At 64.2% G+C, this 26,073-nt stretch carries 25 protein-coding genes; 12 read left to right on the top strand and 13 right to left on the bottom strand.

Annotation, left to right across the window (positions count from 1 at the left end; translation table 11 throughout):
* Window positions 1-73 precede the first annotated feature (73 nt).
* Genes DTX69_RS05685 through DTX69_RS05670 form a run of 4 tightly spaced genes read left to right on the top strand, consistent with a single transcriptional unit; the run spans window position 74 to window position 3,555 of the window.
* Window positions 74-322, top strand: a complete 249-nt coding sequence (locus DTX69_RS05685) for an acetyl-CoA carboxylase (protein ID WP_119300545.1) — start codon at window positions 74-76, stop codon at window positions 320-322.
* The gene (locus DTX69_RS05680) at window positions 319-1,719 is read left to right on the top strand and encodes an acetyl-CoA carboxylase biotin carboxylase subunit (protein ID WP_119300544.1); all 1,401 of its coding nucleotides are present in this window, start codon (window positions 319-321) and stop codon (window positions 1,717-1,719) included. The genes DTX69_RS05685 and DTX69_RS05680 overlap by 4 nt, the downstream gene beginning before the upstream one ends.
* Entirely contained in the window at window positions 1,716-2,591 is an 876-nt protein-coding gene (locus DTX69_RS05675; protein ID WP_119300543.1) for a 5-oxoprolinase subunit B family protein, read from the top strand. Before DTX69_RS05680 ends, DTX69_RS05675 begins: the two co-directional genes overlap by 4 nt.
* Window positions 2,581-3,555, top strand: coding sequence for a 5-oxoprolinase subunit C family protein (locus tag DTX69_RS05670; RefSeq protein WP_119300542.1), 975 nt, complete (start codon window positions 2,581-2,583; stop codon window positions 3,553-3,555). Before DTX69_RS05675 ends, DTX69_RS05670 begins: the two co-directional genes overlap by 11 nt.
* On the opposite strand, the gene galU is transcribed toward DTX69_RS05670, so the two are convergent.
* A complete protein-coding gene (gene galU / locus DTX69_RS05665) occupies window positions 3,556-4,464 on the bottom strand; it encodes a UTP--glucose-1-phosphate uridylyltransferase GalU (protein ID WP_119300541.1) in 909 nt (302 codons plus the stop codon).
* 284 nt (window positions 4,465-4,748) lie between these two features.
* A complete protein-coding gene (locus DTX69_RS05660; protein ID WP_284735569.1) occupies window positions 4,749-5,855 on the bottom strand; it encodes a hypothetical protein in 1,107 nt (368 codons plus the stop codon).
* Window positions 5,856-5,984: 129 nt separating this feature from the next.
* Between DTX69_RS05660 and DTX69_RS05655 the strand changes: the two genes are divergently transcribed.
* The 3 genes from DTX69_RS05655 to DTX69_RS05645 all read left to right on the top strand — a co-directional run bounded on the left by DTX69_RS05655 (window position 5,985) and on the right by DTX69_RS05645 (window position 7,358).
* Window positions 5,985-6,617: a LysE family translocator gene (locus DTX69_RS05655; protein ID WP_284735568.1), complete on the top strand. Its 633-nt coding sequence runs from the start codon at window positions 5,985-5,987 to the stop codon at window positions 6,615-6,617.
* A 140-nt stretch (window positions 6,618-6,757) separates the two neighbouring features.
* Entirely contained in the window at window positions 6,758-7,117 is a 360-nt protein-coding gene (locus DTX69_RS05650) for an SPW repeat protein (RefSeq protein WP_119300540.1), read from the top strand.
* 37 nt (window positions 7,118-7,154) lie between these two features.
* Window positions 7,155-7,358: an ATP-binding protein gene (locus tag DTX69_RS05645; RefSeq protein ID WP_119300539.1), complete on the top strand. Its 204-nt coding sequence runs from the start codon at window positions 7,155-7,157 to the stop codon at window positions 7,356-7,358.
* Here DTX69_RS05645 and DTX69_RS05640 read toward each other — a convergent pair.
* Window positions 7,355-8,551, bottom strand: coding sequence for an aminotransferase class I/II-fold pyridoxal phosphate-dependent enzyme (locus tag DTX69_RS05640; protein ID WP_119300768.1), 1,197 nt, complete (start codon window positions 8,549-8,551; stop codon window positions 7,355-7,357). The two genes, DTX69_RS05645 and DTX69_RS05640, sit on opposite strands and share 4 nt — an antisense overlap.
* A gap of 319 nt (window positions 8,552-8,870) precedes the next feature.
* Here DTX69_RS05640 and DTX69_RS05635 point away from each other — a divergent pair, with 319 nt between their 5' ends.
* Window positions 8,871-9,236 (top strand): response regulator, encoded by a 366-nt coding sequence (locus DTX69_RS05635; RefSeq protein ID WP_119300538.1) that lies wholly within the window; start codon window positions 8,871-8,873, stop codon window positions 9,234-9,236.
* A gap of 6 nt (window positions 9,237-9,242) precedes the next feature.
* Here DTX69_RS05635 and DTX69_RS05630 read toward each other — a convergent pair whose 3' ends face one another.
* From DTX69_RS05630 to DTX69_RS05615, 4 genes are all read right to left on the bottom strand, one after another.
* Complete coding sequence (locus DTX69_RS05630; protein ID WP_162916719.1) at window positions 9,243-10,067, bottom strand: DinB family protein; 825 nt, start codon at window positions 10,065-10,067, stop codon at window positions 9,243-9,245.
* 61 nt (window positions 10,068-10,128) lie between these two features.
* Window positions 10,129-11,421 carry a guanine deaminase gene (gene guaD, locus DTX69_RS05625; RefSeq protein WP_119300536.1) on the bottom strand — a complete coding sequence of 431 codons (1,293 nt, stop codon included), beginning with the start codon at window positions 11,419-11,421 and terminating at the stop codon, window positions 10,129-10,131.
* A 113-nt stretch (window positions 11,422-11,534) separates the two neighbouring features.
* Entirely contained in the window at window positions 11,535-12,350 is an 816-nt protein-coding gene (locus DTX69_RS05620) for an LOG family protein (RefSeq protein ID WP_119300535.1), read from the bottom strand.
* Window positions 12,351-12,557: 207 nt separating this feature from the next.
* The gene (locus DTX69_RS05615; protein ID WP_119300534.1) at window positions 12,558-13,469 is read right to left on the bottom strand and encodes an isocitrate lyase/PEP mutase family protein; all 912 of its coding nucleotides are present in this window, start codon (window positions 13,467-13,469) and stop codon (window positions 12,558-12,560) included.
* A 211-nt stretch (window positions 13,470-13,680) separates the two neighbouring features.
* On the opposite strand from DTX69_RS05615, the gene DTX69_RS05610 reads away from it, so the two are divergent.
* Complete coding sequence (locus DTX69_RS05610) at window positions 13,681-14,028, top strand: hypothetical protein (RefSeq protein WP_162916717.1); 348 nt, start codon at window positions 13,681-13,683, stop codon at window positions 14,026-14,028.
* A 69-nt stretch (window positions 14,029-14,097) separates the two neighbouring features.
* On the opposite strand, the gene DTX69_RS05605 is transcribed toward DTX69_RS05610, so the two are convergent.
* The 6 genes from DTX69_RS05605 to DTX69_RS05580 are packed head-to-tail and all read right to left on the bottom strand — an operon-like array spanning window position 14,098 to window position 23,474.
* The gene (locus tag DTX69_RS05605) at window positions 14,098-15,633 is read right to left on the bottom strand and encodes a hypothetical protein (protein ID WP_162916715.1); all 1,536 of its coding nucleotides are present in this window, start codon (window positions 15,631-15,633) and stop codon (window positions 14,098-14,100) included.
* Window positions 15,630-16,634, bottom strand: coding sequence for a glycosyltransferase family A protein (locus tag DTX69_RS05600; RefSeq protein ID WP_284735602.1), 1,005 nt, complete (start codon window positions 16,632-16,634; stop codon window positions 15,630-15,632). The genes DTX69_RS05605 and DTX69_RS05600 overlap by 4 nt, the downstream gene beginning before the upstream one ends.
* Window positions 16,635-16,691: 57 nt before the next feature.
* Window positions 16,692-18,764 (bottom strand): hypothetical protein, encoded by a 2,073-nt coding sequence (locus DTX69_RS05595; protein ID WP_119300530.1) that lies wholly within the window; start codon window positions 18,762-18,764, stop codon window positions 16,692-16,694.
* Window positions 18,761-21,490, bottom strand: a complete 2,730-nt coding sequence (locus tag DTX69_RS05590; protein ID WP_119300529.1) for a DUF4159 domain-containing protein — start codon at window positions 21,488-21,490, stop codon at window positions 18,761-18,763. The genes DTX69_RS05595 and DTX69_RS05590 overlap by 4 nt, the downstream gene beginning before the upstream one ends.
* A gap of 7 nt (window positions 21,491-21,497) precedes the next feature.
* Window positions 21,498-22,415 (bottom strand): DUF58 domain-containing protein, encoded by a 918-nt coding sequence (locus DTX69_RS05585; protein ID WP_119300528.1) that lies wholly within the window; start codon window positions 22,413-22,415, stop codon window positions 21,498-21,500.
* Window positions 22,416-22,442: 27 nt separating this feature from the next.
* Entirely contained in the window at window positions 22,443-23,474 is a 1,032-nt protein-coding gene (locus tag DTX69_RS05580) for an AAA family ATPase (protein WP_119300767.1), read from the bottom strand.
* An 86-nt stretch (window positions 23,475-23,560) separates the two neighbouring features.
* On the opposite strand from DTX69_RS05580, the gene DTX69_RS05575 reads away from it, so the two are divergent.
* From DTX69_RS05575 to DTX69_RS05565, 3 genes are read left to right on the top strand one after another with little or no spacing between them, the layout of a single operon-like run.
* Window positions 23,561-24,130, top strand: a complete 570-nt coding sequence (locus DTX69_RS05575; RefSeq protein WP_119300527.1) for a DUF1285 domain-containing protein — start codon at window positions 23,561-23,563, stop codon at window positions 24,128-24,130.
* A complete protein-coding gene (locus DTX69_RS05570; RefSeq protein WP_119300526.1) occupies window positions 24,130-24,801 on the top strand; it encodes a CoA pyrophosphatase in 672 nt (223 codons plus the stop codon). The genes DTX69_RS05575 and DTX69_RS05570 overlap by 1 nt, the downstream gene beginning before the upstream one ends.
* Window positions 24,791-26,005, top strand: coding sequence for a CCA tRNA nucleotidyltransferase (locus tag DTX69_RS05565; RefSeq protein WP_119300525.1), 1,215 nt, complete (start codon window positions 24,791-24,793; stop codon window positions 26,003-26,005). The genes DTX69_RS05570 and DTX69_RS05565 overlap by 11 nt, the downstream gene beginning before the upstream one ends.
* Window positions 26,006-26,073: the final 68 nt, after the last annotated feature.

Below are 26,073 nucleotides of genomic sequence, written 5' to 3'. Positions count from 1 at the left end.
CTCGTGCCAAGCACGAGGATGACGAACTGAGGGCGACGCGAACTGTACGAACAGGGAACTGGAGACTTGTAAAATGGCGACCAAGCAGATCCTTTCGCCGCTTCCCGGCACCTTCTATCGCAAACCGGCTCCGGACAAGCCGCCCTACAAGTCCGACGGCGAGAGGATTGCAGCGGGCGAAGTGATCGGCCTAGTCGAGGTGATGAAGAGCTTCAACGAGGTGAAAGCCGACATTGCCGGCAAGCTCGTGAAGTTCCTGGTCGAGAACGAGGATGCGGTGATGGCCGGCCAGCCCTTGGCCGAAATCGAGGCTGAATCTTGATCAAGCGTCTGCTCATCGCTAATCGCGGCGAGATCGCGGTCCGCATCATCCGCGCGGCGCGCGAGCTCGGCATCCACACCATCCAGGTCTACAGCCAGGCCGACGTGGACTCGCTCGCCGTGAAGCTGGCGGACGAGGCGGTGCTGATCGGCCCGCCCCAGGCTGCCAAGTCCTATCTCAACGTCCCTGCCATCCTGGATGCTGCGCGGCGCAGTGACGCCGATGCCGTGCATCCCGGCTACGGCTTCCTGGCGGAGAATGCGGCGTTCGCCGATGCCGTTGCGGATCTCGGACTTGTCTTCATCGGGCCGAGCGCCGACTCCATCCGCCTGATGGGCGACAAGGTCGCCGCGCGCAAGGCCGCGATGGCCGCCGGCGTGCCAACTGTGCCGGGCAGCACGGGGCGCGTGGATGACCCTGAAGCAGCCCTTGCTATCGCCAAGTCGACCGGCTTTCCCATCATGATCAAGGCGGCGGCCGGCGGTGGGGGGCGGGGCATTCGCATCGCGAATAATCTCGAGGAATTCGAGCGCCTGATGCCCCAGGCCAGCGCCGAGGCGCAGGCTGCCTTCGGCGACGGCGGGCTCTACCTGGAAAAGGTGATCGAACGCGCGCGCCATATCGAGGTCCAGGTCCTGGGCGATGGCGAGCGCGTCATCCATTGCTTCGAGCGCGAATGCTCGCTGCAGCGCCGGCGGCAGAAGGTGTGGGAGGAGGCGCCGTCGCCGGTCCTTCCCGACGACATCCGCCAGAAGCTCTGCGCCTCCGCGGTGGCATTGGCAGAAGCGGTGCATTATCGCGGTGCCGGCACGATCGAGTATCTCTATGACGATGAGACGCACGAGTTCTATTTCATCGAGATGAACACCCGTATCCAGGTAGAGCACCCGGTGACCGAGTTCATCACCGGCATCGACCTGGTGCGCGAGATGATCCGGGTCGCCGACGGCGAGATGCTGCGCATCGCCCAAGAGGATGTGCGCCGAGCCGGCCATGCCATCGAGGTGCGCATCAATGCCGAAGACCCGGCGCGCGATTTCGCGCCGGCGCCGGGCACCGTCAGCGACTTGCGCGTGCCCGGCGGAAATGGCGTGCGGTTCGATTCCATGCTCTACGCCGGCTACACGATTCCGCCATTCTATGATTCTCTGCTGGGCAAGCTGATCGTGTGGGACGAGACGCGCGAGGCCGCACTCGTGCGCCTCAAACGGGCCCTGGCGGAGCTGGAAGTCGTCGGCGTGCGCACCACCAAGGTGCTGCATCAGGTGCTGGCGGCGGATCCGGAGGTCGCGGCGGGACGGTTCGATACGCGCTGGCTGGAACGCTGGCTGGAACAGAATGCATCGCGCCTGGCGGAAGCCGGGACCGTTGAGGCGAGGGAGGTGGCAGCGACATGAGCAGTCGATATTCGTTTGGCGGTGATGAGCACATCTTCGTCGAGGTGAGCGAGGAGATGTCGCTGGAGGCCTTTTTCAAGACCCTCTCGATGACCAATGCCGTGCGCGACTCCAAGATCAAAGGTGTCACGGAGATCTGCCCGGCTAACGCCTCGTTCCAGATCAAGTTCGATCCGGACGTGATTAGCCCCGACGACATGCTGAGAGAATTGAAGCGCCTGGAGCAGAACGCCGAGAAGGCGGACCATAGCCTGAAGACGCGCATCATCGAGATTCCTGTCTTCTATAACGACCCCTGGACCCACGAGACTTTGATGCGGTTCCGCGAGCGGCACCAGGACCCGAAGAGCACCGACATCGAATATGCCGCGCGTATCAACAATCTCAGTGGCATCGACGGCTTCATCAAGGCGCATTCCGGCTCGCCCTGGTTCGTCTCCATGGTGGGTTTCGTCGCCGGTCTGCCCTTCCTCTATCAGATGGTCGACCGCAAGCGGCAGATCGAAGTGCCGAAATATCTGCGACCTCGCACCGACACGCCCAAGCTGACGGTCGGCCATGGTGGCTGCTTCGGCTGCATCTATTCGGTCCGTGGCGCGGGCGGCTACCAGATGTTCGGCATCACGCCCATGCCGATCTATGACCCGAAGCAAGAGATCAAGTATCTGCGCGACTTCATGGTGTTCTTCCGGCCCGGCGACATCGTGAAGTGGAAGCCGATCGACCGCGTCGCCTATGACGCCACGGTCGCCGACGTCGAAGCCGGCAAGTTCGCGCCGCGTATGCGGGATGTCACGTTCTCGCTCGATGAGTTCCACAAGGACATCGACGGCTACAACCATAAGCTCGAGGGGGCCCTCAATGGCAATTAAGGTCAACGTTCCCGGCCTCGCCACCACGGTCCAGGATCTCGGCCGGCCGGGCTATTACCATCTCGGCATCCCGCTCTCCGGCGCCATGGACCGCTTCGCCTTGCGCGCCGCCAATATGCTGGTCGGCAATGACGAAGGCGCGGCCGTGCTCGAGGCCGTGTTCATGGGACCGGAGCTGGAGTTCACGTCCGACGCGATGGTCGCCGTCACCGGCGCGGAACTGCCGCCGAAGGTAGATGGCGAGCTGCGCGAAACCTGGGCCAGCTTCCGTGTCAAGGCGGGGCAGGTGCTCTCCTTCGATTTCCTCAAGAAGGGCGCGCGCGCCTACATCGCGATCTCCGGTGGGGTCGACGTGCCAGTGGTGCTGGGCAGCCGCTCGACCTATGCGCTGGGTGCGCTGGGCGGCCACGAAGGGCGCAAGTTGCAGGCTGGCGATCAATTGCCGGTCGGCGCGATCTCGAAATCCGTCAAGGAAGGCCTATCCGTTCCTGCCGCTCTGCGCCGTGGCCCCACCAACATTGCGGAGCTGCGCGTGCTGACGGGTCTCTATTGGCATCGCATCACCGATGCGGCGGGCAACCAGTTCTTCGAGGACGTCTGGAAGGTGGCGCTCGAGGCGGACCGCATCGGCTATCGTTTCAAAGGCGGCAAACCGCTGGAATTCGTGCCACGCACGCCACCCTTCGGCGCCGGCTCAGACCCCTCGAACATCGTCGATGCCTGCTATCCCTACGGCTCGATCCAGATTCCAGGAGGTACCGAGCCCATCGTGCTGCATCGCGACGCGGTGTCGGGCGGCGGCTATTTCATGGTGGGCACGATCATTTCCGCCGACATGGACCTGATCGGGCAGCTGCAACCGCACACGCCGAGCAAGTTCGTCGCGGTGGACATGAAGACGGCTTTGGCGGCGCGCCGCGACCGCGCCGCCATGCTGGATAAAGTCCGAACTGCGCTGAGCTGATTACTCGGCGGCCTCGGGACGCGCCACCTTCACCTGCTGCTCGGCGAAGTCGAGCACGGCGTCGCGGATCCTGCCACCGATCTTCGGGTGATTGAGGGCATAGGCGATGTTGGCCTCGATGAAGCCGGCCTTGTCGCCGCAATCGAAACGCCGCCCTTCGAAGCGGTAGCCGTGGAACCGCCCGCGGCCGCACATCTTGGCCATCGCGTCGGTCAGCTGGATCTCGCCGCCCGCACCCGGCGTCTGCTGGTCGAGATGCGCAAACACGTCCGGCTGCAGGATGTAGCGCCCGATGATCGAGAGCGTCGACGGCGCCACGTCCGGCTTCGGCTTCTCGACCAGCCCAGCCGCTTCCACCAGGCGGCCGCTTTCCTTGCCGGTCTTCAGGATGCCATAGCGGTCGGTGTGCGCCTTCGGCACGTCCATCACCGCGACGACGTTGCCGCCGACCTCGTTGTAGACCTCCACCATCTGCTTCAGGCACGGTGTCTTGGCCTGCACCAGATCGTCGGCCAGCAGCACCGCAAACGGCTCGTTGCCGACCAGGTTGCGGGCGCACCAGACCGCGTGGCCCAAGCCCCGCGCCTCCTGCTGGCGCACATAGGCGAACTCCCCCGGGTTCGGCAGCAAATTGTCGATCATCGCCAGCTCGGCGTCCTTGTTCCGCTCCTTCAGCAGATCCTGCAGCTCGTAGGAATAGTCGAAGTGATCCTCGATCGCGCTCTTGCCCCGGCCCGTCACGAAGATCATCTCCTCGATGCCCGCGGCGCGCGCTTCCTCCACCGCATACTGGATCAGCGGCTTGTCCACCACGGGGAGCATCTCCTTCGGCATCGCCTTGGTCGCCGGCAAGAACCGCGTCCCCAACCCGCCGACCGGAAAGATCGCCTTGCGTAGCGGCTTGCGCATGAATCACCTCTTCTATGTTTCTGTGTCTTGCAGCCAAATTGCTGCTGCGCCATCTTCGCGCCTGCGAACTCGTAATGCATAAAGGGCATAGGATCCGCGGTTCAACCCAACAGCGAAGTTTTGGTCACGATGTTTGCCTTGTGTCACAAGCACAAATGTGGACTGCTCGGAATCCGCGCGTAGCGGCCGGCGATGCTCGCGCTGCCCAATCGCGCACCATCTTCATTGCAGAATGCTGCACTTGCGGCATTCTGTGACATTTCGAGGTCATGCCCACGAAACTCTCAGCCATTCTTGTTCTCAAAGCTGGCATTGCCGAGTCCGGTGCCGATGGTTAGCACCGCCCAATGCTTCACATCGCCCATGAACGGGAGCTCGCTCAGCCCCTGGACCACGGCGTCATTGTGCAGGATCGCAACCGTTTCATGTTTGCCAATCGCGGGAACACGCTCGCGGATCAAGGCCGGCAGATTGAATCGTGTGCTCGCCCAATTGCCAGGCAGGTTCTGCGCTCCGGTATTGATCGAGCCATCCGGAGCAATCTCGCCAGGACAACCGATCGTGACGAGCGGTGCCAGCTTGATGCGCGCTTTTGCCGCCCTGGCAATCGAACGCTCAAGCATCTCGATCAAGTGATCGACCGCCTCTTCGCGGTTCGGCTTCTCCTCTGAGTGCCGCCAGATCTCGAAGCACTCGATCGTCGCGCGCGACAGGTTCGATCCACGCTTCGCATTCAGCTTCACGGCACCCGTGCGGATGTTGGAGCCGCCGATGTCGACCGCCAGCACGCCGCCGAAGCCTTTGTAGAGCCAGTCGGGCGCGAGGTGCGCGCAACCGATGAGGCCGGCCTCGTCGGGATGCGCGCGGATCGGCACCAGATCGACGTCCACGCGCTCGCTTTTCAGGATGACGGCAGCGCGCCCGATGACCAGCTCGCCGACACGGCTCTGCCTGATGCCGCCGCCGATGACGATGCGCTCGGTGTCGCGCCAGGCCTTTAGCCTTAGATAACGCCGCACGACACCGGCCAGCTGCTTCGCAAATTCCTCGATGGCCCCGTGAATGATTCCGGCCGCGACCGTATCCCCGTTGGCCAGCATCTTGTCGAGCTGTTTTTTCGAGATGTCCCTGCTCGGCTTCTTGCCGAGCGGGTCTTTCGTGACCTCGCGAACCTGCGCGCGGACTTCGTCCAGCAGTGCGCGAAAGGCGCGCCCGCTGGCGCGATCGCCGATGAAACCTTCTTCATCTCGGATGTCGAGATTGTAGCTTTTCAGAATGACTTCTGGCAGTTCCTCGGCGCCATGCGCGCCGAGGCCCATGGTCTGCGGAGGCGGTTTCTCGTTCTTGCTGCGTTTGGAGGGCTTCGGCTTGACTTTCTTCGATGTCGGCATGTGACTCCTGACGGCATGGCCCTCGCAGGACAACACAACGCCTGGAGAAAGGCTCCCGGACGTGATTGCCGGTTGATCGCAGCGCCGAAGCCGTGCCACGCTTAATGCGTGCTGGGGCGGAGCAGACGAATGATTACATCCTTCATGGCCTTTCTTGGCGTTTCGGCCATCGTCATCATGACTCCTGGGCCCGATACGGCGGTCACCGTCCGCAACACGCTGCTTGGCGGCCGCGTCGCAGGCATTCTCACCGCGCTCGGCATCTCGACCGGTCAAGCGATCTGGGCCTTGGCGACCAGCTTCGGCGTGGTCGCGCTCCTCGTGGCGTCGGAGGTTCTATTTCAGGCGGTGAAATATGCCGGTGCCGCCTACCTTATCTATCTCGGACTGCATGCCTTGATCGGGGCATGGCGCGGCGGCGACGGAGGGCCCGCCGCGGCACGGGTCGACAAGGCGCGGCTCGGCCCAGGGAAAGCCTTTCTCCAGGGTTTGATGAGCGATCTCGGCAATCCCAAGATGGCGGTGTTCTTCGCGAGCCTGCTGCCGCAATTCGCGACGCCAGGGGAGGGGCTGTTCGCCGCTTTGATGAGCCTCGGCCTCGTCTTCAGCCTGCTGACCTTCCTGTGGCTGGCGGTCTATGCCTTCGTCATTGCCAAGGCGGGCGAGGTCCTGCGGCGTCGGGCGATCCGCCGCTGGATCGAGGGCGTGACCGGCACGCTGCTGGTGGCGCTGGGGGTCAGAATCGCGGCCGAGCAGCGATAGGTCCGGTAAATTCGCTAGCTCGGCCAATCGTTAACGTAGCCTTCTGGACCCTTGAATTGGGCGCTGGACTACCTACGTCCGAGCTATCCACACGTCAGTGTGGGCATGTCATTGGTTTGATCTTCAACAGGAGGTCAGTCATGGCAAGATTCATGGAGAACAAGCATCCGCAGGACTGGGCCAATCTGGTCCTGGCTGTGCTGCTATTCATTTCTCCCTGGGTTCTCGGCTACAGCGCCCAACAATTCGCCGCCGGGAACGCGTGGATCAGCGCGGTGGTGATCGCGGTGATCGCGATTGGCGCCCTGAGCGCCTTCCGGGAATGGGAGGAATGGCTCAATCTGATCGCCGGCATTTGGGTCGTGGCGGCCCCTTGGGTTCTGGGCTTCGCTGCGATCGCGGCCGCGATGTGGACCCATGTCGTACTCGGCCTGCTGGTCGCGGCGGCTGCGGCGTGGGAGATCTGGGAAGTCAGGCATCGACCGGAAGCGGCGGCCTGACAGGTCTTGATGCACTGATCGGGAGCGATCATGCCGAGTGCGTGATCGCTCCCTCGCTTTTGCGCACGTTACCCGCGCGTCAAATCCGGCGATCGTGCGCTCGCTGGTGGAAAGGCACGGCGGCACGATCGCGATCGACAGCGCGATCGCCGAAGGCACATGCATTACCGTGCGCCTGCCGGCAAGCCTCGTCACGGCCGCTCCCTGCCAAAGTCAGCAGCGAACAGGCGTCGGTGGCTAGCTCGCGTTCCTGATGGAATTGCTGCGGCGCAGGACCTGCGCGATGTTGCGTGCGGCCTGGCGCAGGCGCTGACGGTTCTCGATCAAGGCGAACCGCACGAAACCCTCGCCGCCGGCGCCGAAGCCGACACCGGGTGCTGCCGCCACCTTCGCCTCCGCCAACAGATGCTTGCAGAATTCCAGGCTGCCAAGCGCAGCGAAATCGGGCGGCAACGGCGCCCACACGAACATCGAAGCGTTGGGCACCGGCACATGCCAGCCGGCACGCGCAAGCCCTTCGATCAGCACGTCGCGCCGATCCTTGTAGCGCTGGCGGATCTCAGCCACGCACTCCTGCGGTCCGTTGAGCGCAGTGGTCGCTGCCACCTGGATCGGCGTGAAGGCACCGTAGTCGAGATAGGATTTGATTTTTGCGAGCGCGGCGATCAGGCGCGGATTGCCCGCCGCGAAGCCGATGCGCCAGCCCGCCATGTTGTAGCTCTTGGAGAGCGAGGAGAACTCGATCGCGATCTCTTTCGCGCCCGGCACCTGCAGGATCGATGGCGGCGGATTGCCGTCGAAGTAGATCTCTGCATACGCGACGTCGCTCACGATGGTGATGTTGAGCTCGCGCGCAAGGGCCACCAGTCTTTCGTAGAAGTCGAGGCCCACGGTGAGGGCGGTCGGATTGGCCGGAAAGTTGACCACGACGCAGCGCGGCTTCGGCTCCTGCCGCATCGCGCGCTCGAGCCCGGCGAACAAGTCGATGCCCGGTCCGATCGGCACGGAGCGCAACGTGGCGCCGGCGAAGATCTGGCCGAAGGCGTGGATCGGGTAACAGGGGTCCGGCGCCACCACCACATCGCCCGGCGCGACGATCGCCTGGGCCAGGTTCGCCAGACCTTCCTTGGAGCCGAGAGTCACGACGATCTCTGTCTCGGGGTCGAGCCCGACCCCGAAGCGGCGCTGGTAGTAGCCGGCCAAGGCGCGGCGGAGCCCCGGAATGCCGCGCGAGGTGGAGTAGCCATGGACCCGCGGGTTGTTCAGGGTCTCGACCAGTTTCTGCACCACATGAGGTGGAGGCGGGCCGTCCGGATTGCCCATGCCCAGGTCTATGACATCCTCTCCGCGCCGCCGGGCGGCTGCCTTCATCGCGTTCACTTCCGCGAACACGTAGGGCGGCAATCCACTCAGACGGAACAGTTCCTCGGCCACGTAGCTTCTCCGGCAAAGCTGGTCAGGGGCGGCGATCATACAGACGATCTTGGCCCTTGCATGGCAAAAGTCCGGTTAAGAACCGGCTCCGCGCGATTTTTTCGCAGCGGGATTCCCGCCGCATGAAATGAAGTTTCTCGCCAGGCATAGGTTGATCGATCGATCAAATCTCGCGCCGCACTGGTATGCAGGGCCGGGCCTAATCCACTCGGCCTAATCGGCCGTTATGCGCATGTTAAGCCTCGGCCCATAGATTGATTCGGTCTTCAGAAAACTGGCGCGAGCCGGCATCACCGGGTGGCGCGGCGAGATCAGGTTTATGTCAAGGCGGCTTCTATCGGTCGATGATGATCCTAGCGTGCTGTCGGTCATTCGGCGGGTAGGCAGCGACCTGGGATTCGAGGTCGATACCGTGGACCACGGCAGCTTCTTCATGGCCGCGTACGCACGCAGCAAGCCGGACATCGTCACGCTCGACCTGTTCATGCCCGAAGTCGACGGGATCGAACTGATCCGCTGGCTCGGCGAGGTCGGCTGCACGGCGCGCGTCATCCTGGTGTCCGGTGCGAGCGATCAATACTCGCAGATGGCGCGCCGGATCGGGCAGGACGGCAGCAAGCTCGCCGTCGCCTGTCTGAGCAAGCCGTTCAGTGTCGCCGGTCTGCGGGCGGTACTGAGCGCATAGCCCGCGCTAGGTCGCTTCCGACAGCAGCTCCGCCATTTCGTCCAGATGGGCGGAATCGTGCGCCATCATGGCCTCGGCCAGCCCCTCGACGGTGACCTCCTTGGCCCCGGCCATGAAACCGGTGCGCCGGCGCTCCTCCGCCGTCAGCTTGGCGAGACGGGCGACAATCTCCAGACGCGTGGCGGTGAAGGCCGCGAGCGCCGCGGTCGGATCCTGGCTCTGGTAGTCGCGCTCCTTCGCCAGCTCGTCGCCGTCGATGTCAGGCAGAGATGGCTGCTCCTCTGCCAGCATCCGCTGCAGACGCAGGCGATAGCCATCGTGGTCGATGTCTCGCAGGTGGCAGACATGCTCTAGCAAGGAGAAGGCGCCGCTTGCGGGCCTGGATCGCCACCTGCTTTCGCTGATCGGGGACGCAAGATCCTTCACCTTGGCGGGCATCGCACCGAGCGTCGCAACGATGACGGCAAAATCATTCGAGGCCAGCGCCATCAGGTCCTCGATGCTGCGGTCCAAGGCGCGCGCGATGCGGGCCATTACCTCCAACGTGCCGGTCCGTTCGCCGCCTTCGATCTGCGCCAGATAGGCGCGGCTGATCCCCACGATCGAAGCGAGGTGCCCTTGGTTGAGCCCGCGATACTCCCGCCAGGCCCGTACCGGATGAGTCCCCTGCGCGGTCGCCTGCTGCACTGCCCCTGGAATCGCAGGCGGGAACGGGGGTGCGCCGCGTCCTTCCGCTGCGCGAAGCAGCGCTTGATATTCGTCCCATGGCAGGATGGCGTGCTGAGCGGTGCCGTCGGCGTGCCGCAGAATGGTGACGTCTTGCTTGGCCATCGTTCGCTCCATTTACCGCGAACAATAGTAGCGATTAGCTACATTATCAAGATAAAAGTAGCTAAATGCGTCGCTCGCCCAAGACATAGGTCGCGGCGACCGTCCGGTCGTCGCCCAGCATCATCAGGGCGAACAGCCGCTCTTCCAGCGCCGTGGCGACCTGCATGCGCCGATCGAGCACGGGCGTGGCGGCCAGATCCAGCACCACGCAATCCGCCTCCTTGCCGATCGCGAAATTGCCGATCGTGTCGTCGAGAGACAGGCATTCCGCTCCGCCGAGGGTCGCCAGCCATAGCCCGCGCCAGGCGTTGAGGCGCTGGCCGTGGGTCATCAGCACCTTGTAGGCCTCGGCCAGTGTCTGGAGCATGGAATAGGAGGTCCCGCCGCCGACATCGGTCGCGAGGCCGACGCGCACTCCCAGGCTTCGTGCTGCCTCGAGATCGAAAAAGCCGGAACCGATGAACAGGTTCGAGGTCGGGCAGAACGACATCGCGCTGTTGCTCGCGACGAAGCGCGCGCGATCCTCCGTGTCGAGATGGATGCAGTGCGCGAAGACCGAGCGCGGCCCGAGCAACCTGAAGCGATCATAGACGTCGAGATACGAGCGAGCTTCGGGGAACAACTCCTTCACCCAGCGTATCTCGTCGGCATTCTCCGCAAGATGCGTTTGCATCCAGACGCCAGTCTCCGCATAGAGACGCCCGGCCATCGCAAGCTGTTCACGGCTCGACGTCGGCGCGAAGCGCGGCGTCAGCGCATAACCGAGGCGATCTTTGCCATGCCAGCGCTGGATCAATTCGCGGCAATCCGCTTCCGCGTCGTGCACATCGTCGCGCAGATAGTCCGGGCTGTTGCGGTCCATCAGGACCTTGCCGCAGATCATGCGGAGTCGACGTCTCTGTGCTTCTTCGAAGAAGGCATCGACCGACTGCTTGTGCACCGTCGGATAGACGGCTGCGGTCGTGGTGCCGTGACGCAGCAGTGTATCAAGGAATAGGCTCGCGATCCTGCGCGCATGATCCGGATCGGCGAAGGCACGCTCTGCCGGGAAGGTGTAGTCGTTCAGCCAGTCCAGCAATTGCCGGCCGTAGGAGGCGATGACGTCGACCTGCGCATAGTGCACATGGGTGTCGATGAAGCCGGGTAGGATCAGCTTGCCGCGATGGTCATGCAGCGCGTCCTGCGCGGCGCGCGTCTTGAGAGTCTCGTCCGCCGGACCGACTGCGCCGATGTGGCCGTCGATGATCTTGAGGCAGCCATCCTCCCAATATTCCCACGCCTCCGGATCAGCCGGTGCGCCCGGATCGCGCAGGAAATGCAGGATCGATCCGCGTAAATAGGTGGTTGTCGTCATCAGGTGCTGCCCGTCGCGTCCTGCCGGCTGTTTGCCCCGCACTCTAGCCGAGCCGGCAGGTCCGCCGCATCAAGGGTTCGCGGATTCGGCTTCAAGCGATCCGAAACAATGGCCTACTCCGGCAGGACCAGGCCGCGATCCAGCAGCGAAGCCCAGGCCTCCTCCGCGCTATCGCAGATCGCGAACAGCTCCAGGTCTTCCTTGTCGATCATGGCGTGATTGACCATCCACTGGAAGTTCACCATCCCGTTCCAGTAATCGCGACCGACCAGCACGACCGGCTTGGGCGAGGACTTGCCAGTCTGGCGCAGCGTCAGGATCTCGAACAGCTCGTCGAGTGTGCCGAACCCGCCGGGGAAAACCGCAAGCGCATTGGAGCGCATCGCGAGGTGCATCTTACGCATGGCGAAATAGTGGAAGCGGAAGGTCAGGTCCGGCGTGGTATAGGGATTGGGATATTGCTCGTGCGGCAATGAGATGTTGAAGCCGATAGTCGGCGCCCCGACCTCGAAGGCGCCCCGATTAGCGGCTTCCATGATGCCGGGACCGCCACCGGTCGCGATCACGTTGTCGCGGACTCCGCTCTTCGGATTGAGCGCGCCGCCTTGCAGCGAGACAATGCGGCCGAAGTTGCGCGCTTCCTCATAGTAGGGCGCGAGCAGCAACCGGCTCTGCGCCGTCGCCGTGTCGACGCCTGCGACCTTGCCTTCGCGCAACAACTCCGCCTGCTCGGGCGAGGGCACGCGTGCACTGCCGAACACGATGATGGTGGAGCGGATGCCCCAATCGCGCAAAAGCAATTCTGTCTTGCTGTATTCCAACTGGAAGCGAAGACCGCGCAGTTCATCGCGCAGCAGGAACTCCTGATCCTCGATGGGCAGCTTGTAGCTTTGCGAAGCCAGCTGGCGCGAGGTGTTGTCGTGATCCATCTTTTGAAAACCTGTTCCGACCGATAGCCGATCCTGATCTCTGAATTTGGTCGGATGGGGTGCCAAGCCCGACGCGGCCAAACCTTTCTTATCTCATGCTATGCCTCCTGGATAAATCGTGTGTTAAGACCTCGCAATCGATATTTGGCAATAATATCAAAGACGTGATGTGAGGACGCAGGCTCCGACACGGACCGATCCAGGGTGCTAGTCCTCGCGATCGAGTTCCGCCGCGCGCTCCAGGAATTCACGCGCGAAGGCATCGCAGGCACGTTCCTGCTCCCTGAGCTTCGGCAGGCCGACGATCTCGTGGAAGGCGGCGAAATGCAGCATACGGTCGGTGAGTGTGCTCGTATCGCCGGCCGCGTGCAGGTCCGAGAAGAAAGCGCGCAGGGCCTTGGCCGCCACATAGCTGGCCGAGACCGGGAACGCGACCGCCGCATAGCCGACTTCCTCCAGCCGCTCGGCGGAGAGGATGGGCGTCTTGCCGCCCTCCACGTTGTTGGCAAGGCAGGGGGCCGCGATATCGGAGCAGATGTAAGCCATCTCGTCGGTGCTGAGCGGCGCCTCGACGAAGATCATGTCGGCGCCGACGGCGCGGTAGAGCTGCGCGCGTTCGACTGCGGCCTCCAGACCTTCGATCGCGCGCGCATCGGTCCGCGCCACGATCATCAGGTCGTCATCGACTCGCGCGTCCAGCGCCGCCTTGATCTTGGCAATCATATCGGCGACGGGGATGACGCGCTTGCCCTCCATGTGGCCACAGCGTTTCGGAGCGACCTGATCCTCGATGATGAGGGCCGCCACGCCGGCGCGTTCGTATGCACGGACCGTCCGCGCCACGTTGACCGAATCACCGAACCCGGTGTCGGCGTCAGCCAGGATCGGGATGTCGATCGAATCGGCTAGGCGGCGATAATGGTCGGCCATCTCCGCCAAGCCGAGCTGCCCGATGTCGGGCGCGCCGATCAAGCTGGCGGTCGCCGCATATCCGCCGCCGACCACAGCCTGGAAGCCAGCCTCCGCCGCCAAGCGAGCGCTGAGCGCGTCAAAAATGCCAGGCAAGATCAGGATTTCCTCGGCCTCAATCAAATCGCGGAACCGCTTGGTCAATCGCACGTTAGTTCCCCTGCTGTGGCCGGGGTGCAACGGGGGCGGAGCATGCCCGACTCGCACGCCCGGATTTGGCTTAAACCCGTCTATCAATGGCGGAATTCCGCGGTCTGGACGACAAAAAAGGTTGCAAACCGCCTTCGACCGCCAGAGACTAGGCGCGGTTTTCTCTCAAAACCCCAAATCGGACAACCAAGAACCAGAAGGGATGGCCAAAATGTCCAAGAAGTTCTCCCGCAAGCTCCTGGCAGCGGCCCTGGCCGCCGGTGTTGCCGGCAGCGCCGGCGCTGCCTTGGCTCAGGATTCGGCTGCGAAATGGACTCAACTCCAAGAGGCGGTCCGCCTGGCAGAGATCTGCCGCGGCGTCGTGCATGATCGCGCAACCTGGCGCGCGCTCGGCACCAAGATCGACGCGGCCGTCAATCACGAGATCGGCGGCGGTGAGCGCCTCACGCTCATCGAGACGGCGAAGACCGACGCCCGCGTGCTCGCGGTCAGCAAGGGCTGCGACCACGAGGAAGTCCAGGCGCTCCTGAGGGAGTATGACGCCTTGGTCGCCATGTAAGCGACTTCTCTGGTTCTTCGAACCGACAACGGCCCCGCGCAAGCGGGGCCGTTTTGTTTTTGACGTTTTCTAGACTGCCGCCGCGCATTCCGCTTGGAGTAGGCTCCGACCGCTGAGATGCGGGAGCTGCGGTTGACCAAGCAAGTCGACGAGCGTCGGCGCCACGTCGAACGCACTGGCTGTCCCGAAGTCACCCCGGGGAAGCTGTGGTGTGCTGAAATAGGCAATGCCCGAGTCCCCGGTATGCCCGCCGGTACGCCGGTACGGCGCTGGTCCGATAAGTCCATATCGATGATGCTGGAAGGCAAGCGGCGCGCCACGCCAGACCACCACGAGATCGGATTCGGTCGGGCCGGCCTTCAACGGATCCGCAGCGACCGGGCGGGTTATGTGGCGAACGACCGGCTGGTTCGTTCTTGGGTCCCTGCATTCCTCGAGCAAGGCGCAGATCTCGTCGAGCTTGGCGCCATAGTCTGTGGCGCTCACCAAGCCGTCACGCTCGCGTCCTTTCAGATTGATCCGGATGCGCCCATCGTAGTAGGAGGGCAGCGCGAATGCTTCCATCGTCGGCCAGTACCTGCGGTACGCTGTCGCCGGCATCCAATCGAGCGGGAGTCCCGTTCCATCATCCTCTCGCTGGTGTTGCAGGCAAGACTTGACGGCGCGGTTCCACGATTCCTTGCGCTCGAGCGTGGGGAGGAGAGCACCGCGCCAATCCTCGCGTGGCTCGAACAATGCCGTTCCAACGCTCGCGCGGTACATGAGCTCCGGCAATAGCAGCATGGTTGGCACGTCCGACTCATTGGGCCCCATGCCGTGCATCGAGAAGGCGATCATGTCCGCTTCAGGGATTGACCGGCGATAGACTCCAAGCATCCGGTCGAATGCCTCGTAGACACCGATGATTCCGGCGCGAGCGGGCTTGGACGAGCGGTGATCGTGAAGGGGATGATCGGGATCGTAACCGTGCCACAGTGCCTCAACCGCCGAGTGGAACTCGCTCACCACAATCACAGCGACATCCCAGCCGGGTAGGCGCTCCGTGCACAGCCAATGGCCGATGGCGCTACGCTGCTCAACCGCTTCGACCAGCGCCGTCGCCATGTTGCGGGCCTTGCGCTTGTTTGGCCAGACGAAGCCGTAGATGTACTTGGTCGCTGGATAGGGGCCGAATTTCGAAGTGATCTCTTCGGTGAGGCCCGCGGGATTGCAATGCGGCGTTACGCCGGCATCGTGCGCGCCCCAGCTCACCAGACCAGTGCAGTTCGGGGCGGCGCCAAGATCGAAATACGGTGCGTCGAAGACGAGGACCTGCTTGGCCAGATCGGCAAGAAAGGGCTTGGACGACGTTCCCTCCTGGTTGACCAAGTAGGTCGCGGGATCGAAGTGCACGGCAGCATGACGGCCGTAAGCCGATGGCTCTCGCCCCAGCGCAAAGTGCTCCCAGGCCAAGCCGGTTCGCTTCGCCTCGCCGTGATCCAGGCGATAGCGCGCGCTCGCAGCCGAAAGCGCCCGCAGGTTGGGCATTCCTCCCTTGGCAAGCAGGCACTCGGCGATGCTCGGCTCGAAACCATCGAGTCCGAGGATGAGCATGGGACGTTTCATTGTTCGAGCCTCCGCGCGTCGCGGCCTGCCATGTGAAGCTCGCGCCGGGCCGCAAGCTCGCCGCTTAATCTCGCCGAGTGCTTCAGCGCCCTAATCCAAACCTTGGGTTGGCCGCTCAGCCGGCCCCACAGGTAGCGTCCACCGCTGAGCACCAATCTCCATCTGGCACCGAGCGTCCCGACCTGCGGCCTTGCTGATCCGTTGAGTAGCCGTGCGCGGGTCTTGCCGAAACTGACACCCGCGTAATAACGCCGCAGATAAGCAATCGACTGCCTCTTCCGATCGATCCGGTGGTCGACTCGCGCGCTCGGAAGCCAGAATCCTATCCCGCCGGCGGAGCAGATACGCTCCAGGCAATCCGATTCCTCGCCGCTCAGAATCTGCCGGCCGGGCTGGCGACCCAGCCTGACGTCGTACGAGAACTGACGTTGCTCCCGTGCGCGAATGGCCATGTTCGCGCCGAACGGCAGCTCCTTTGAGTTTCGGTCGAATCTGGTCACATTCTTGGACAGGTCTCGGCCCGCGAAGGCGGTGTAGACGGCAGGCAGGCACGTGGCGAGCCAAGCTGGTGCTTCGCCCTCGAACTGGGGCAGGATTGGACCACCAAAGAACGCCGCTTCCGGATGCCGCTCGAATGCCGCTTCATAGTCGCGGATCCAGTTGCAGCTGACGGTCACGTCATCATCGGTCCATATGAAGTAATCGCAATCTATCGCTGCGACTGCCGCGTTCCGGGCGTGCGCCAGACCTTGTCTTCGCTCCACTAGAATCTCGATGGGCAGGCGGTCGCGGAAGGACGCGACAACATTCTGGGTCTGCATGCAGCCGAAGTTGTCTACGACCGCGATGCTCCACGCGGAACGGCGTGGAGGAGCACATTGGGCCAGAGACGCCAATGTTCGATGGAGGGAACCAGGTCGCCGAAAGGTGCAGATGACGACGGCTATATTCACCGGTCGATTTCCTCGATTTCCCCCGTTCGCGCCGTTCTGGTCGCGCATCATATGCAAGGAATCGACAGGGACGCTAGGCGCGGCAGACGCCTACGAGCGCGCTGTCTACTTGCTCTCCCGTCGCCACGCCAGCAGCACCAGGCCGAGCGCCAGGAGCAGCGCGGCCCAGGCTGGCAGCAGCGGCATGTTGGTGACGCCGGTCACCGTGTAGTCGGCATTCTGGCGCAGGCCGAGCCAGTTGCTGCCGGCCATGGCGCCGTCGACCGGCACGCGGCGCCAGTTGGGCTGGCCGTTGACGCTGACTGCCTGCACACCGCCGGCGGTCTCGTCCACCAGCGGCTGGAGCAGGCTGGCGCTGGCGCGCGGGTCCGACCATTCCTTGGAATTGAGCGCGCCGGAGGCGGCGAAAGCTTGGCGGGTGCCATCGGTAACCTTGTAGAGCCCTTGCTCGGCGGCGGCGATTGAGCCGGTCGCGCGGCCGCGGCCATCATCGCGCAGCTTCACTTTCTCCTTTGTGCCGTCTGGTCGGGTGACCTCCACCTCGTCGATTTGGGTCGTGAGGCTTTGCCGGCGGACTTCCAGACGCCCGTCGATCACCGTCGCGCGCAGGTCCTCTTCCTCGAGGTCCGGCTCCTGCATCAGCCAGTGGCCGATCCGCCGGATCAGCTCGGCGTGCGGGCCGCCGCCCTCGAAGCCCTTGGACCACAGCCACAGCTGGTCGGAGAAGAGCTGCGCGACGCGGCCCTTGCCGACGCGGTCGAGGATCAGCAGTGGTAGGCCATCGATCCCGCTCATGACTGTCACGCCGCGCGCGGAGCTCGCGGGCATCTCGCGGAACCAGCGGCCCCAGCTCGGCTTGTCCTGGTCGGGTGGCAGCAGGTCATTGGTGACAGGATGGCGCAAGCCTACCGGCGTCACCTGCGGCTGGAAGCCCTGGGTGCGGATCTCGCCGGTCGGCTGCGCTGCGAAGATCTGCTCCAGCGGCGTGCGATAGAGGCTGAACTGGCCCGCGGAGCTCGGTCCCGCGGATTCGAACACCGCGCCGCCTTCTTTCACGTACTCGACGATGTGCTGGAAATACTCGTCCGGCAGGATGCCAAGATGCTGGAACCGATCGAAGATGATCAGATCGAATTCACGCAGCTTGATATCGAACAGCTCGTCGACGGGGAAGGCGATCAGTGCCAGCTCGTTGATCGGCGTCGCGTCCTGCTTGTTCGGCGGCCGTAGAATGGTGAAATGGATCAGCTCGACCGACGGATCGGATTTCAACAGGTTGCGCCACGTGCGCTCGCCGGGATAGGGCTCGCCGGAAATCAGCAGCACGCGCAGCCGGTCGCGCACGCCGTTGACCGCGAACACCGCCGCGTTATTGACCAGCGTCAACTCCTGCTCGGCCCTCGCGACCTCGATCTCGAACACGGTCTGGCCGCCATGCACGATGTCGAGCGGGACGCTCTGCGGCTTGCCGACCGGCGCGTCGATGTCCGCGATCCGCTGCCCGTCGCGGCGGATCGTCACACGCGCGACACCGAGGGCCGGGCTGCCCAGATCATCGACCTGGAACGTGACATCAACGCTCTTGCCGACCAAGCCATAGGTCGGTGACTGCGTCACGACAATGCGCCGGTCCTTGCCGTCAGGATTGCCGGTCATGACCAGATGCACCGGCGCGGTAATGCCGAGCTCCCGCGCCGCAGCGGGTGCGTCGTGCACCTGGCCGTCGGTCACCAGCACCAGGGCGGCCAAGCGCTTCTGCGGAATGTCGGCCAATGCCTCGCGCACCGTGTCGAACAGTTGCGTGCCCTTTTCCGCATAGTCGACGCCACCCTTGGTCTCCACCACGCGCAGATCCAGGTCCTCGAAGTTTTTGGCTGTCTCGCGCAGCTTGGCGACCGCCGCATCGGCGTCGGCCGTGCGGTTCTCCAAGGTCTGACTGGGCGAGCGATCGATCACCACCAGGCCGATATCCTTCTGGTAGGCACGCTGCTCCTGCACCAGGGAGGGATTGAGCAGGATCGCCGTGAGGGCGGCGCCTGCCAGCAAGCGCAGCAGCGCGCCCCGGGCACGCCGCACCAGCGCATATCCGACCAGCGCCACGAACAATGTCGCGAGCGCCGCGACCAACCACCAGGGCAGCAATGGATCAAAGGCGATCGAGTAGGCGTCGCGGATCATTGCCCCAACCTTTCCAGGATCGCCGGCACATGCACCTGATCGGATTTGTAGTTTCCGGTCAGCGCATACATGATCATGTTGATCCCGAACCGGAACGCCATTTCGCGCTGCCGCTCGCCGCCGGGCGTCACCGGGAACATCGGCTGACCCACTTCGTCGGTCGCCCATGCGGCCGCATAGTCGTTGCTGCCGACCAGGATGCCGGAAACACCGTCATTGACGCGGCCTCGCGGCACCTCCACCCACACGGTTCCGCCGATCCACCGGCCCGGAAAGTCGCGCAGCAGATAGAAGGATTTTGTCAGGACGTGGTCCGGCGGCATGGGAATCAGCCTCGGCACGTCCAGGCCCGGCGTCAGCTCGACGAGGCGCTGCGCACCCGGTCCCATGTCGCCGCCGGTCATGCCGACCAGATTCTGATCAGCAGTGTCGAACAGGATCATCCCGCCGACCGCGAGATAGTGGTTCAGCTTGTCGATCGCCTCGGGTGACGGCGTGCGCTGTCCGGCCGTCACCGGCCAATAGAGGAATGGATAGAAGGACAGCTCATCCACCTCCACATCGACCGCGACCGGGTTGCCGACATCGACCGAGGTCCGGCGCAGGAGAGTCTGGGTGATGCCATAGAGTCCTGCACGACTGGTGGCATCGACCTGTGGCACGCCTGTCCGCACGTAGGCCAGATGCGTGGTCTCCGTTGCGGCGAGGATGTCCTGCTCGGGTAATTGCTGCGCTTCCGACGGCTGCGGTGTCATCAGCAGCCAGAGCGCGATCGCTCCCGCGCTCGCTGTGGCCACCGCGCCGCGTCGCCGCAGCAACCCGCGCAGGGCCAGCGCGATCAGCATGTCCGCGATCAGCAGCAGGAATGCGATCAGGAACAGCGACGGCGCCAGGTCCAGCGTACGATCCGCCGCAAGCTGACGCGCCGGAATGGTCAGCGGCGCGAATACCGGCTGCGATGGCGCAATGTTCAGCGCGCGATGCTGATTATCCGGGCCATAGAAACCGGGTGGATGCAGCGGCCCGACCTTGGTGTCCGGCAGATTCTTGGCGACGACGGCAACTGCGGACGCGATCGGCGTCGTCAACTGGCCGAATGCATTCAAGGTCTGGGCCGGCGCTAGCGGCCGGTTCTCGTCGGCATTGGTCACGACGCCCGATGCGGTCATCACCAGCCGGTTGAGCATTTGAACGAACAGACCGGAGATCGGCAGGTTCGACCAATCCGCCGTGCTGCTGACATGGAAGAGGACCGAGAACCCATTGCCCACACGCTCGCCCGTCACCAGCGGCGTGCCATCGGTGAGGCGCGCCCAGGTCTTGGCACCAAGATCGATATCGGGTTCGGCCAGCACCTGGCGCTTGATCTCGACGTCCTTTGGAACCTCAAGACCGGAGAAGGGCGACGAGTTCGGGAACGTTGCTAGATGTGCCGGCTCGGTCCAGGACAAGGCGCCGCCCAAGGTGCGGTCGCCGGTGCGCAGGCGCACTGGCAGCAGTAGATCATCCTTCGGGTCGCCCGCCAGCTTCTCGCCTGCGAAATGCACCACCATGCCGCCACGTTCGGCCCACTTGCGCAAGGCTGTCCGGTCCCCTTCCCCGAAGATCGCATTGTCGGTCAGCACAATGACCGCCAACTCCTGCTTCAGGAGAGTCTGCAAGCGGTCGGCGCGCACTTCGTGGTTGGGCGCCAGCGCGCGCTCGACGAAATAGAGGTCGCCCAGCATCGGCTGGCGAGACAAAGCCGCGTTCTCGGTGACGAGGCCGATTGGCTTGCGGCCACCGCCATCATCCATCAGCGCGACGGATCCTGCGGTCTGGCCATCCTCCAACGTGATGCGGCTGGCGCGGTTCGCAAGCTCGACCGGCAGATCGATCTTGATGCGTGCCGTCCGTTCCTCGGGCCGGAAGCGGCCTTGGGAGATGCCGAGCGTACGGCCCTCGCGATCAAGCGCCCGCAGGCTCACTGGCTGCGCGGCGCCGATCTGCGCACGCGTCACTCTGGCCCACAAGCCGTCGGCATCGCGCTCCGGCGGCAAGACCAGTAGCGGCAGATCCAGCTTCAAGCTCATCACGTCGAGCGTGCCGCGGTCCCACAGCGCATCGCTGAACGCGGTGTCCGTCTCGGCCTTCTGGCTGCCGATCCCATCGCTGAGCCAGAAGATGTTGAGATTCGACGGCAGCTCGGCCTTGGTAATCCGATCCGTCGCCGCGGCACGATTGTTCGGCCAGGGTGAAGGCTCCAGCGCCGCCAATTGCGCCGCTGCCGTCGCCGGGGGCATCGGCGTCAGGCCGATGCCGGACGCGCTTTCCTGCGGTGCCGTGGTGGCGAGAATGACTTGACGGCCATTGCGCTCCGCCCGATTGATCAACCTATGCGCGGCTTCCTTGCGCTGCTCCCAGCCGTGGGCCGCGGCCCAGCCGTCATCGAGCACGACCATGACTGGCCCGTTGCGCGGAAAACCGAAATTCGCGTTCCACAACGGCTGCGCCAGTCCGGCGATCACCAAGCCGGCGATGATGAGGCGCAGCAGGATCAGCCACCACGGGGTGCGATGCGGCGTCTCTTCCTTCGGCCGCAGCATGAACAATAGGCGGATCGGAGGAAACGCGATGCGTCGCGGGCTGGGCGGCGTCAGGCGCAGCAGCCACCACAGGATCGGCAGCACGGCAAGGGCCGCGAGGAGCCAGGGTGCTGCAAAAGTGAGGCTGCCTAAGGTCAGCATGCGGCCTCTAGTGCTGCGCTGTCGGCCGGTGATCGGCCGCCAGCCATTGATAGGCTTCGAGCAGCGACTTCGCCGCCGATTGATCGGTGATGTGGCGCGACACGCTCCAGCCTGCGGACTGCGCCAGCAGCCTCAAGCCGTCCCAGTGGTTCGCCAGCTCGGTCTTGTATTCCTCGCGGATATTTTCCGCGCGGCTCATCAGCAGGTCGCCTTCGCCTTCGACGCCTTCGAACCGCACGCGTCCCATATAGGGCAGGTCGAGTTCGGCCGGATCCAGCACCTGGATCAGATGCCCGCGGCACGCGGTTCCCGCAAAACGGTTGATGGTTGTCTTCAGTTCCTCCGGTGGCGCCAGGAAGTCGCTGACCAGCACCACGTGAGCATGCGCCGGCAGATAGGTGGGCGGCGGAATGGAGAACTTCGGCTCGCTCGAGGTCTCCGCTTGGCCGGCAAGATGGGCCAGGCGATGAGCGATCGATTCCAGAACGAAGCGGCCGGCGCTCGGCCGTTCGCCGGAGCCGAGCAGTGCAACGCGCTCACCCGCGCGCGACATCGCACCGGCCAGGGCGAGTGTGATGACCTGCGCAATTTCGAGCTTGCTGGGCAGGTCGCGCTTGCTCGAAAAGCGCATGGAGGCTGACAGGTCACACCACAAGAACGCCGTTTGCGCGGCCGACCATTCCATCTGGCGCAGATACAGCCGGTCGGTCTTGGCCGATTGCCGCCAGTCGAGCCGGCGTATTTCATCGCCGGGGTAGTACTGCCGGAACTGCCAGAATGCTTCACCGCGCCCGACGCGCCGGCGGCCGTGGACGCCCTGCTCGATGGTCGCGGCGATGCGCCGCGCAGCAAGCAGCAACGGCGGCACGCGCTCGGCGATTTCCGCTGCCTGATATTTCGTCTTGTCGAAGGTCGCCGTCGCCATGCGCGTCTAGCGATCCCTTTCGCTCATCTAGCCAATCTCGGCAATCAGGCGATCGATGATCGCCCTGGGCGTCGCACCTTCCGCACGCGCACCATAGGTCAGCGCAAAGCGGTGCCGCAGGACCGGATGCGCCAGTGCCATAACGTCGTCGATCGAGGGCGAGAAACGCCCCTGGATCAAGGCGCGGGCGCGCGTCGCCAGCATCAGCGCCTGGCCGGCACGCGGACCGGGACCCCACGCCAGTCCTTCCTTCACTTCCTTGATGCCGGTGAGTTCCGGACGGCCGGCGCGCACCATCTTGAGGATCGCGTCGACCACCTTCTCGCCGACCGGCATGCGGCGGACGAGGCGCTGGATGGAGAGCACGTCCTCCGGCGACAACACCCGGGTAAGGCCGGCTTCCTGAGAGCCGGTGGTGACGATGAGCATCTGCCGTTCCGCGTCAGGTGACGGATAATCGACATCGATCTGAAGCAGGAAGCGGTCGAGCTGCGCTTCGGGCAAGGGATAGGTGCCTTCCTGCTCCAGCGGGTTCTGGGTCGCGAGCACGTGGAACGGTTCGGGCAGGTTGTAGGTGTGGCCGGCGACCGAGACCTTGCGCTCCTGCATCGCCTGCAGCAGCGCGGACTGGGTGCGCGGGCTGGCGCGGTTGATTTCGTCCGCCATCAGCAGCTGGCAGAAGACCGGGCCCTTGATGAAGCGGAAGCTGCGCCGGCCGGATTCGCTCTCTTCGAGCACTTCAGATCCGACGATGTCGGACGGCATCAGATCTGGGGTGCATTGCACGCGCTGGGCATCGACGCCCAACACCTGGCCGAGCGAATCGACCAGCTTGGTCTTGGCGAGGCCTGGGACACCGATCAGCAGGACGTGGCCACCGGACAGAATGGAGATTAGGGCCTGTTCGACCGTCTGCTCCTGGCCGAAGATCACTTGGCCGAGCTGACGGCGCACCAGATCGATGCGCTGGCTGTAGTTCTCGATCAGTCCGGCGAGGTCAGCAGCCGCGGCGGCAGTGGGAGAACCGCCGATTTGCGCTGTAGGCCCTTGTGAAGACATGGAAAACTGCCCTTCCGTCATGGCCACCTATACCTTCCATTATAGCGCACGTAAGATGATTAAAGCGTAAACTGTTAACCACAATCATGTCCAACCCAGAGTCCGGCCCCAGGTTCTCCGATTTACCCACGTGTGGCGATTTTGACATGCGCATCGCCAGCGACGGGACATGGTTCTATCGGGGCTCCCCCATCAATCGGAAACCCCTGGTCAAGCTCTTCTCCACCGTCCTGCGCCGCGAGCCGGACGGCGAATATTGGCTCGTCACTCCGGCGGAGCGCGGCCGCATCGCGGTCGACGACGCACCTTTCACTGCCGTCGAAGTGACGGTAAGCGGTTCCGGGTCCAACCAGGAACTGACTTTTAGGACTAATCTTGACGAATTTGTGATCGCCGATTGCGATCATCCCATCCGCGTCGCCCACCGCCGCAACAAGACCAACCAGCCAGGCGGCGAACCCCGACCTTACATCCTGGTGCGGCCGGGGCTCGAGGCGCTGATCCTGCGTTCTGTCTTCTATCACTTGGTAGAGCTGGGGCAGGTGCGTAACATCGAAGGCGTCGAGCAGCTCGGGGTGTGGAGCCGCGGCCAGTTCTTCGCGCTTGGCCATCTGCAGGATTTCGAATCGGGCGCTCGCACCGAATTGGCACACTGATGGAACGGACTCTCATCAGCCAGCGTTTTGCTTTGGCGCCGGCGCCCGGGCGCCGCAGCGCGCCGCATTCATCGACCAGCAGCAGCGTGGTGGCAGTTCCTCTCGAAGGGCAGCAAGCCAAGCGTGGCGACCATGACCTCAATCCCGACATGCTGCCGACCCGCACGCTCGTCCCGGCCGCGGTCCTGGTCGGGCTGGTCGAACGACCGGAAGGCATAGGCGTCCTCTTCACCAAGCGTACGCCGCACCTAACCGACCATGCGGGGCAGATCAGCTTCCCGGGAGGCCGCGTCGATCCGACCGACGCTGATGCGATCGCGGCTGCTTTGCGCGAAGCGGAGGAAGAGGTCGGGCTGCCGCGCCATCATGTGGAGATGATCGGCAGGCTCGACACCTATGTCACGCGCACGGGCTTCGAGGTGACTCCGTGTGTGGGTTTTGTGAAGCCGCCCGAGCTCTATCGGCCGGATCCGTTCGAAGTGGCGGAAGTGTTCGAAGTGCCGTTGCGCTTCTTCCGCGATCGGCAGAGCCGCCAGCTGGAAAGCCGCATGTACCAGGGCAGGCAGCGCTTCTTCTATGCTTACCCATGGGGCGACTACTACATCTGGGGCGCGACTGCCGGCATGTTGAACAACCTCATCGAAGTCCTGGGGCACCTCGATGAAGCCTGATCTGCAGCGACTGCCGCAGCCCTGGATGACGGATGGTCCCGCGGCGAAGGTGGTGCGCGCGCTGACGGCGGAAGGCGACCAAGCCCGCTTCGTCGGCGGCTGCGTGCGCGATGCGCTGGTCGGCCGCACGATCCGCGACATCGACATCACGACGCCGCTCTCGCCGCAGCGCGTGACGGAGCTGCTGCACAAGGCCGGCCTCAAGGCCGTGCCGACCGGCATCGACCACGGCACCGTCACGGCGGTTGCGGACAAGACCGGTGTCGAGGTGACGACCTTGCGCCTCGACGTCGAGACCGATGGGCGCCGCGCCAAGGTGGCGTTCACCGATGATTGGCAGGCGGATGCCGCGCGGCGCGACCTCACCATCAATGCACTCTCTGCCGATGCCGACGGCACGGTGCACGACTATTTCGGCGGGCTCGAGGATCTGGCCGCGGGCCGCGTGCGCTTCGTCGGCGATCCGCGGCAGCGCATCACGGAGGATTATCTGCGCCTGCTGCGTTTCTTTCGTTTCCACGCGGACTATGCCGCGGGCGAGTTCGATCCAGCCGCGGTTGGAGCGGCGCAGGAGCTGGCGCCGAACCTGAAATCGCTCTCCGGCGAGCGACTGCGGCAGGAGACCCTGCGCCTGCTCACGGCGCGGCGCGGCGTGGATGTCTGGGGCGAGATGCTGAGCCTCGGCATCGTGCAGCATTACCTGCCGTGGGCCACCTCCCTCGACCGTTTGCGCTGGGTTGCGGAGTTGGAGCAGCGCCACGGGCTTGCGCCTGATCCCATCCGGCGTTTGGCGGCGCTCACCATGACGGGCTGCGGTCGCGAGGTGGCGGAGACCCTGAGGCTTTCACGGGCGGAAGGCGATCGGATCATCGACCTCGATGCTGCGCGTGAACCGTTTGATGCTTCGGGCCCGCAGGCCGTGCGCCGGCAGATCTATGCCTGGGGCAATGACGGCGCCCGCGACCGGCTGCTGCTGGACTGGCTCGACCGGATCGACGGTGCGTCCGGCGCGGCAGCCCTGGCCATCGTCGAAAGCTGGCCCCGGCCGCGCTTTCCCATCAAAGGGGCTGACATCGTCAAGATGGGTGTGTCGGAAGGCCCGCGGATCGGAGAGCTGCTGGAGAAAGTCGAAAACTGGTGGGTCGACCGGGATTTTGCGCCGGACCGCGCCGCTTGCCTTGTTTACGCCCGAAACCATCTGTGATCCGCCACACTGCCGCCGCGATCCCTCTCCACCATAGTTCCGACATGGCCCCTTTGGGCGCTGTAGGA

Source organism: Dongia deserti (assembly GCF_003574735.1).
GTDB lineage: Bacteria > Pseudomonadota > Alphaproteobacteria > Dongiales > Dongiaceae > Dongia_A > Dongia_A deserti.
The sequence above is the reverse complement of the archived record's forward strand: the minus strand, read 5'-3'. Positions and strand labels throughout refer to the sequence as shown.

Coding starts and splice junctions, on each gene's coding strand:
- DTX69_RS05650 (WP_119300540.1), top strand. CDS start 6,758: ATGGCAAGATTCATGGAGAACAAGCATCCGCAGGACTGGGCCAATCTG.
- DTX69_RS05675 (WP_119300543.1), top strand. CDS start 1,716: ATGAGCAGTCGATATTCGTTTGGCGGTGATGAGCACATCTTCGTCGAG.
- DTX69_RS05565 (WP_119300525.1), top strand. CDS start 24,791: ATGAAGCCTGATCTGCAGCGACTGCCGCAGCCCTGGATGACGGATGGT.
- DTX69_RS05620 (WP_119300535.1), bottom strand. CDS start 12,350: ATGGATCACGACAACACCTCGCGCCAGCTGGCTTCGCAAAGCTACAAG.
- DTX69_RS05635 (WP_119300538.1), top strand. CDS start 8,871: ATGTCAAGGCGGCTTCTATCGGTCGATGATGATCCTAGCGTGCTGTCG.
- DTX69_RS05585 (WP_119300528.1), bottom strand. CDS start 22,415: ATGGCGACGGCGACCTTCGACAAGACGAAATATCAGGCAGCGGAAATC.
- DTX69_RS05595 (WP_119300530.1), bottom strand. CDS start 18,764: ATGATCCGCGACGCCTACTCGATCGCCTTTGATCCATTGCTGCCCTGG.
- DTX69_RS05610 (WP_162916717.1), top strand. CDS start 13,681: ATGTCCAAGAAGTTCTCCCGCAAGCTCCTGGCAGCGGCCCTGGCCGCC.
- DTX69_RS05605 (WP_162916715.1), bottom strand. CDS start 15,633: ATGAAACGTCCCATGCTCATCCTCGGACTCGATGGTTTCGAGCCGAGC.
- DTX69_RS05685 (WP_119300545.1), top strand. CDS start 74: ATGGCGACCAAGCAGATCCTTTCGCCGCTTCCCGGCACCTTCTATCGC.
- DTX69_RS05660 (WP_284735569.1), bottom strand. CDS start 5,855: ATGCCGACATCGAAGAAAGTCAAGCCGAAGCCCTCCAAACGCAGCAAG.
- DTX69_RS05590 (WP_119300529.1), bottom strand. CDS start 21,490: ATGCTGACCTTAGGCAGCCTCACTTTTGCAGCACCCTGGCTCCTCGCG.
- guaD (WP_119300536.1), bottom strand. CDS start 11,421: ATGACGACAACCACCTATTTACGCGGATCGATCCTGCATTTCCTGCGC.
- DTX69_RS05580 (WP_119300767.1), bottom strand. CDS start 23,474: ATGTCTTCACAAGGGCCTACAGCGCAAATCGGCGGTTCTCCCACTGCC.
- DTX69_RS05570 (WP_119300526.1), top strand. CDS start 24,130: ATGGAACGGACTCTCATCAGCCAGCGTTTTGCTTTGGCGCCGGCGCCC.
- DTX69_RS05670 (WP_119300542.1), top strand. CDS start 2,581: ATGGCAATTAAGGTCAACGTTCCCGGCCTCGCCACCACGGTCCAGGAT.
- DTX69_RS05655 (WP_284735568.1), top strand. CDS start 5,985: ATGATTACATCCTTCATGGCCTTTCTTGGCGTTTCGGCCATCGTCATC.
- DTX69_RS05630 (WP_162916719.1), bottom strand. CDS start 10,067: ATGGCCAAGCAAGACGTCACCATTCTGCGGCACGCCGACGGCACCGCT.
- DTX69_RS05600 (WP_284735602.1), bottom strand. CDS start 16,634: ATGCGCGACCAGAACGGCGCGAACGGGGGAAATCGAGGAAATCGACCG.
- DTX69_RS05575 (WP_119300527.1), top strand. CDS start 23,561: ATGTCCAACCCAGAGTCCGGCCCCAGGTTCTCCGATTTACCCACGTGT.
- galU (WP_119300541.1), bottom strand. CDS start 4,464: ATGCGCAAGCCGCTACGCAAGGCGATCTTTCCGGTCGGCGGGTTGGGG.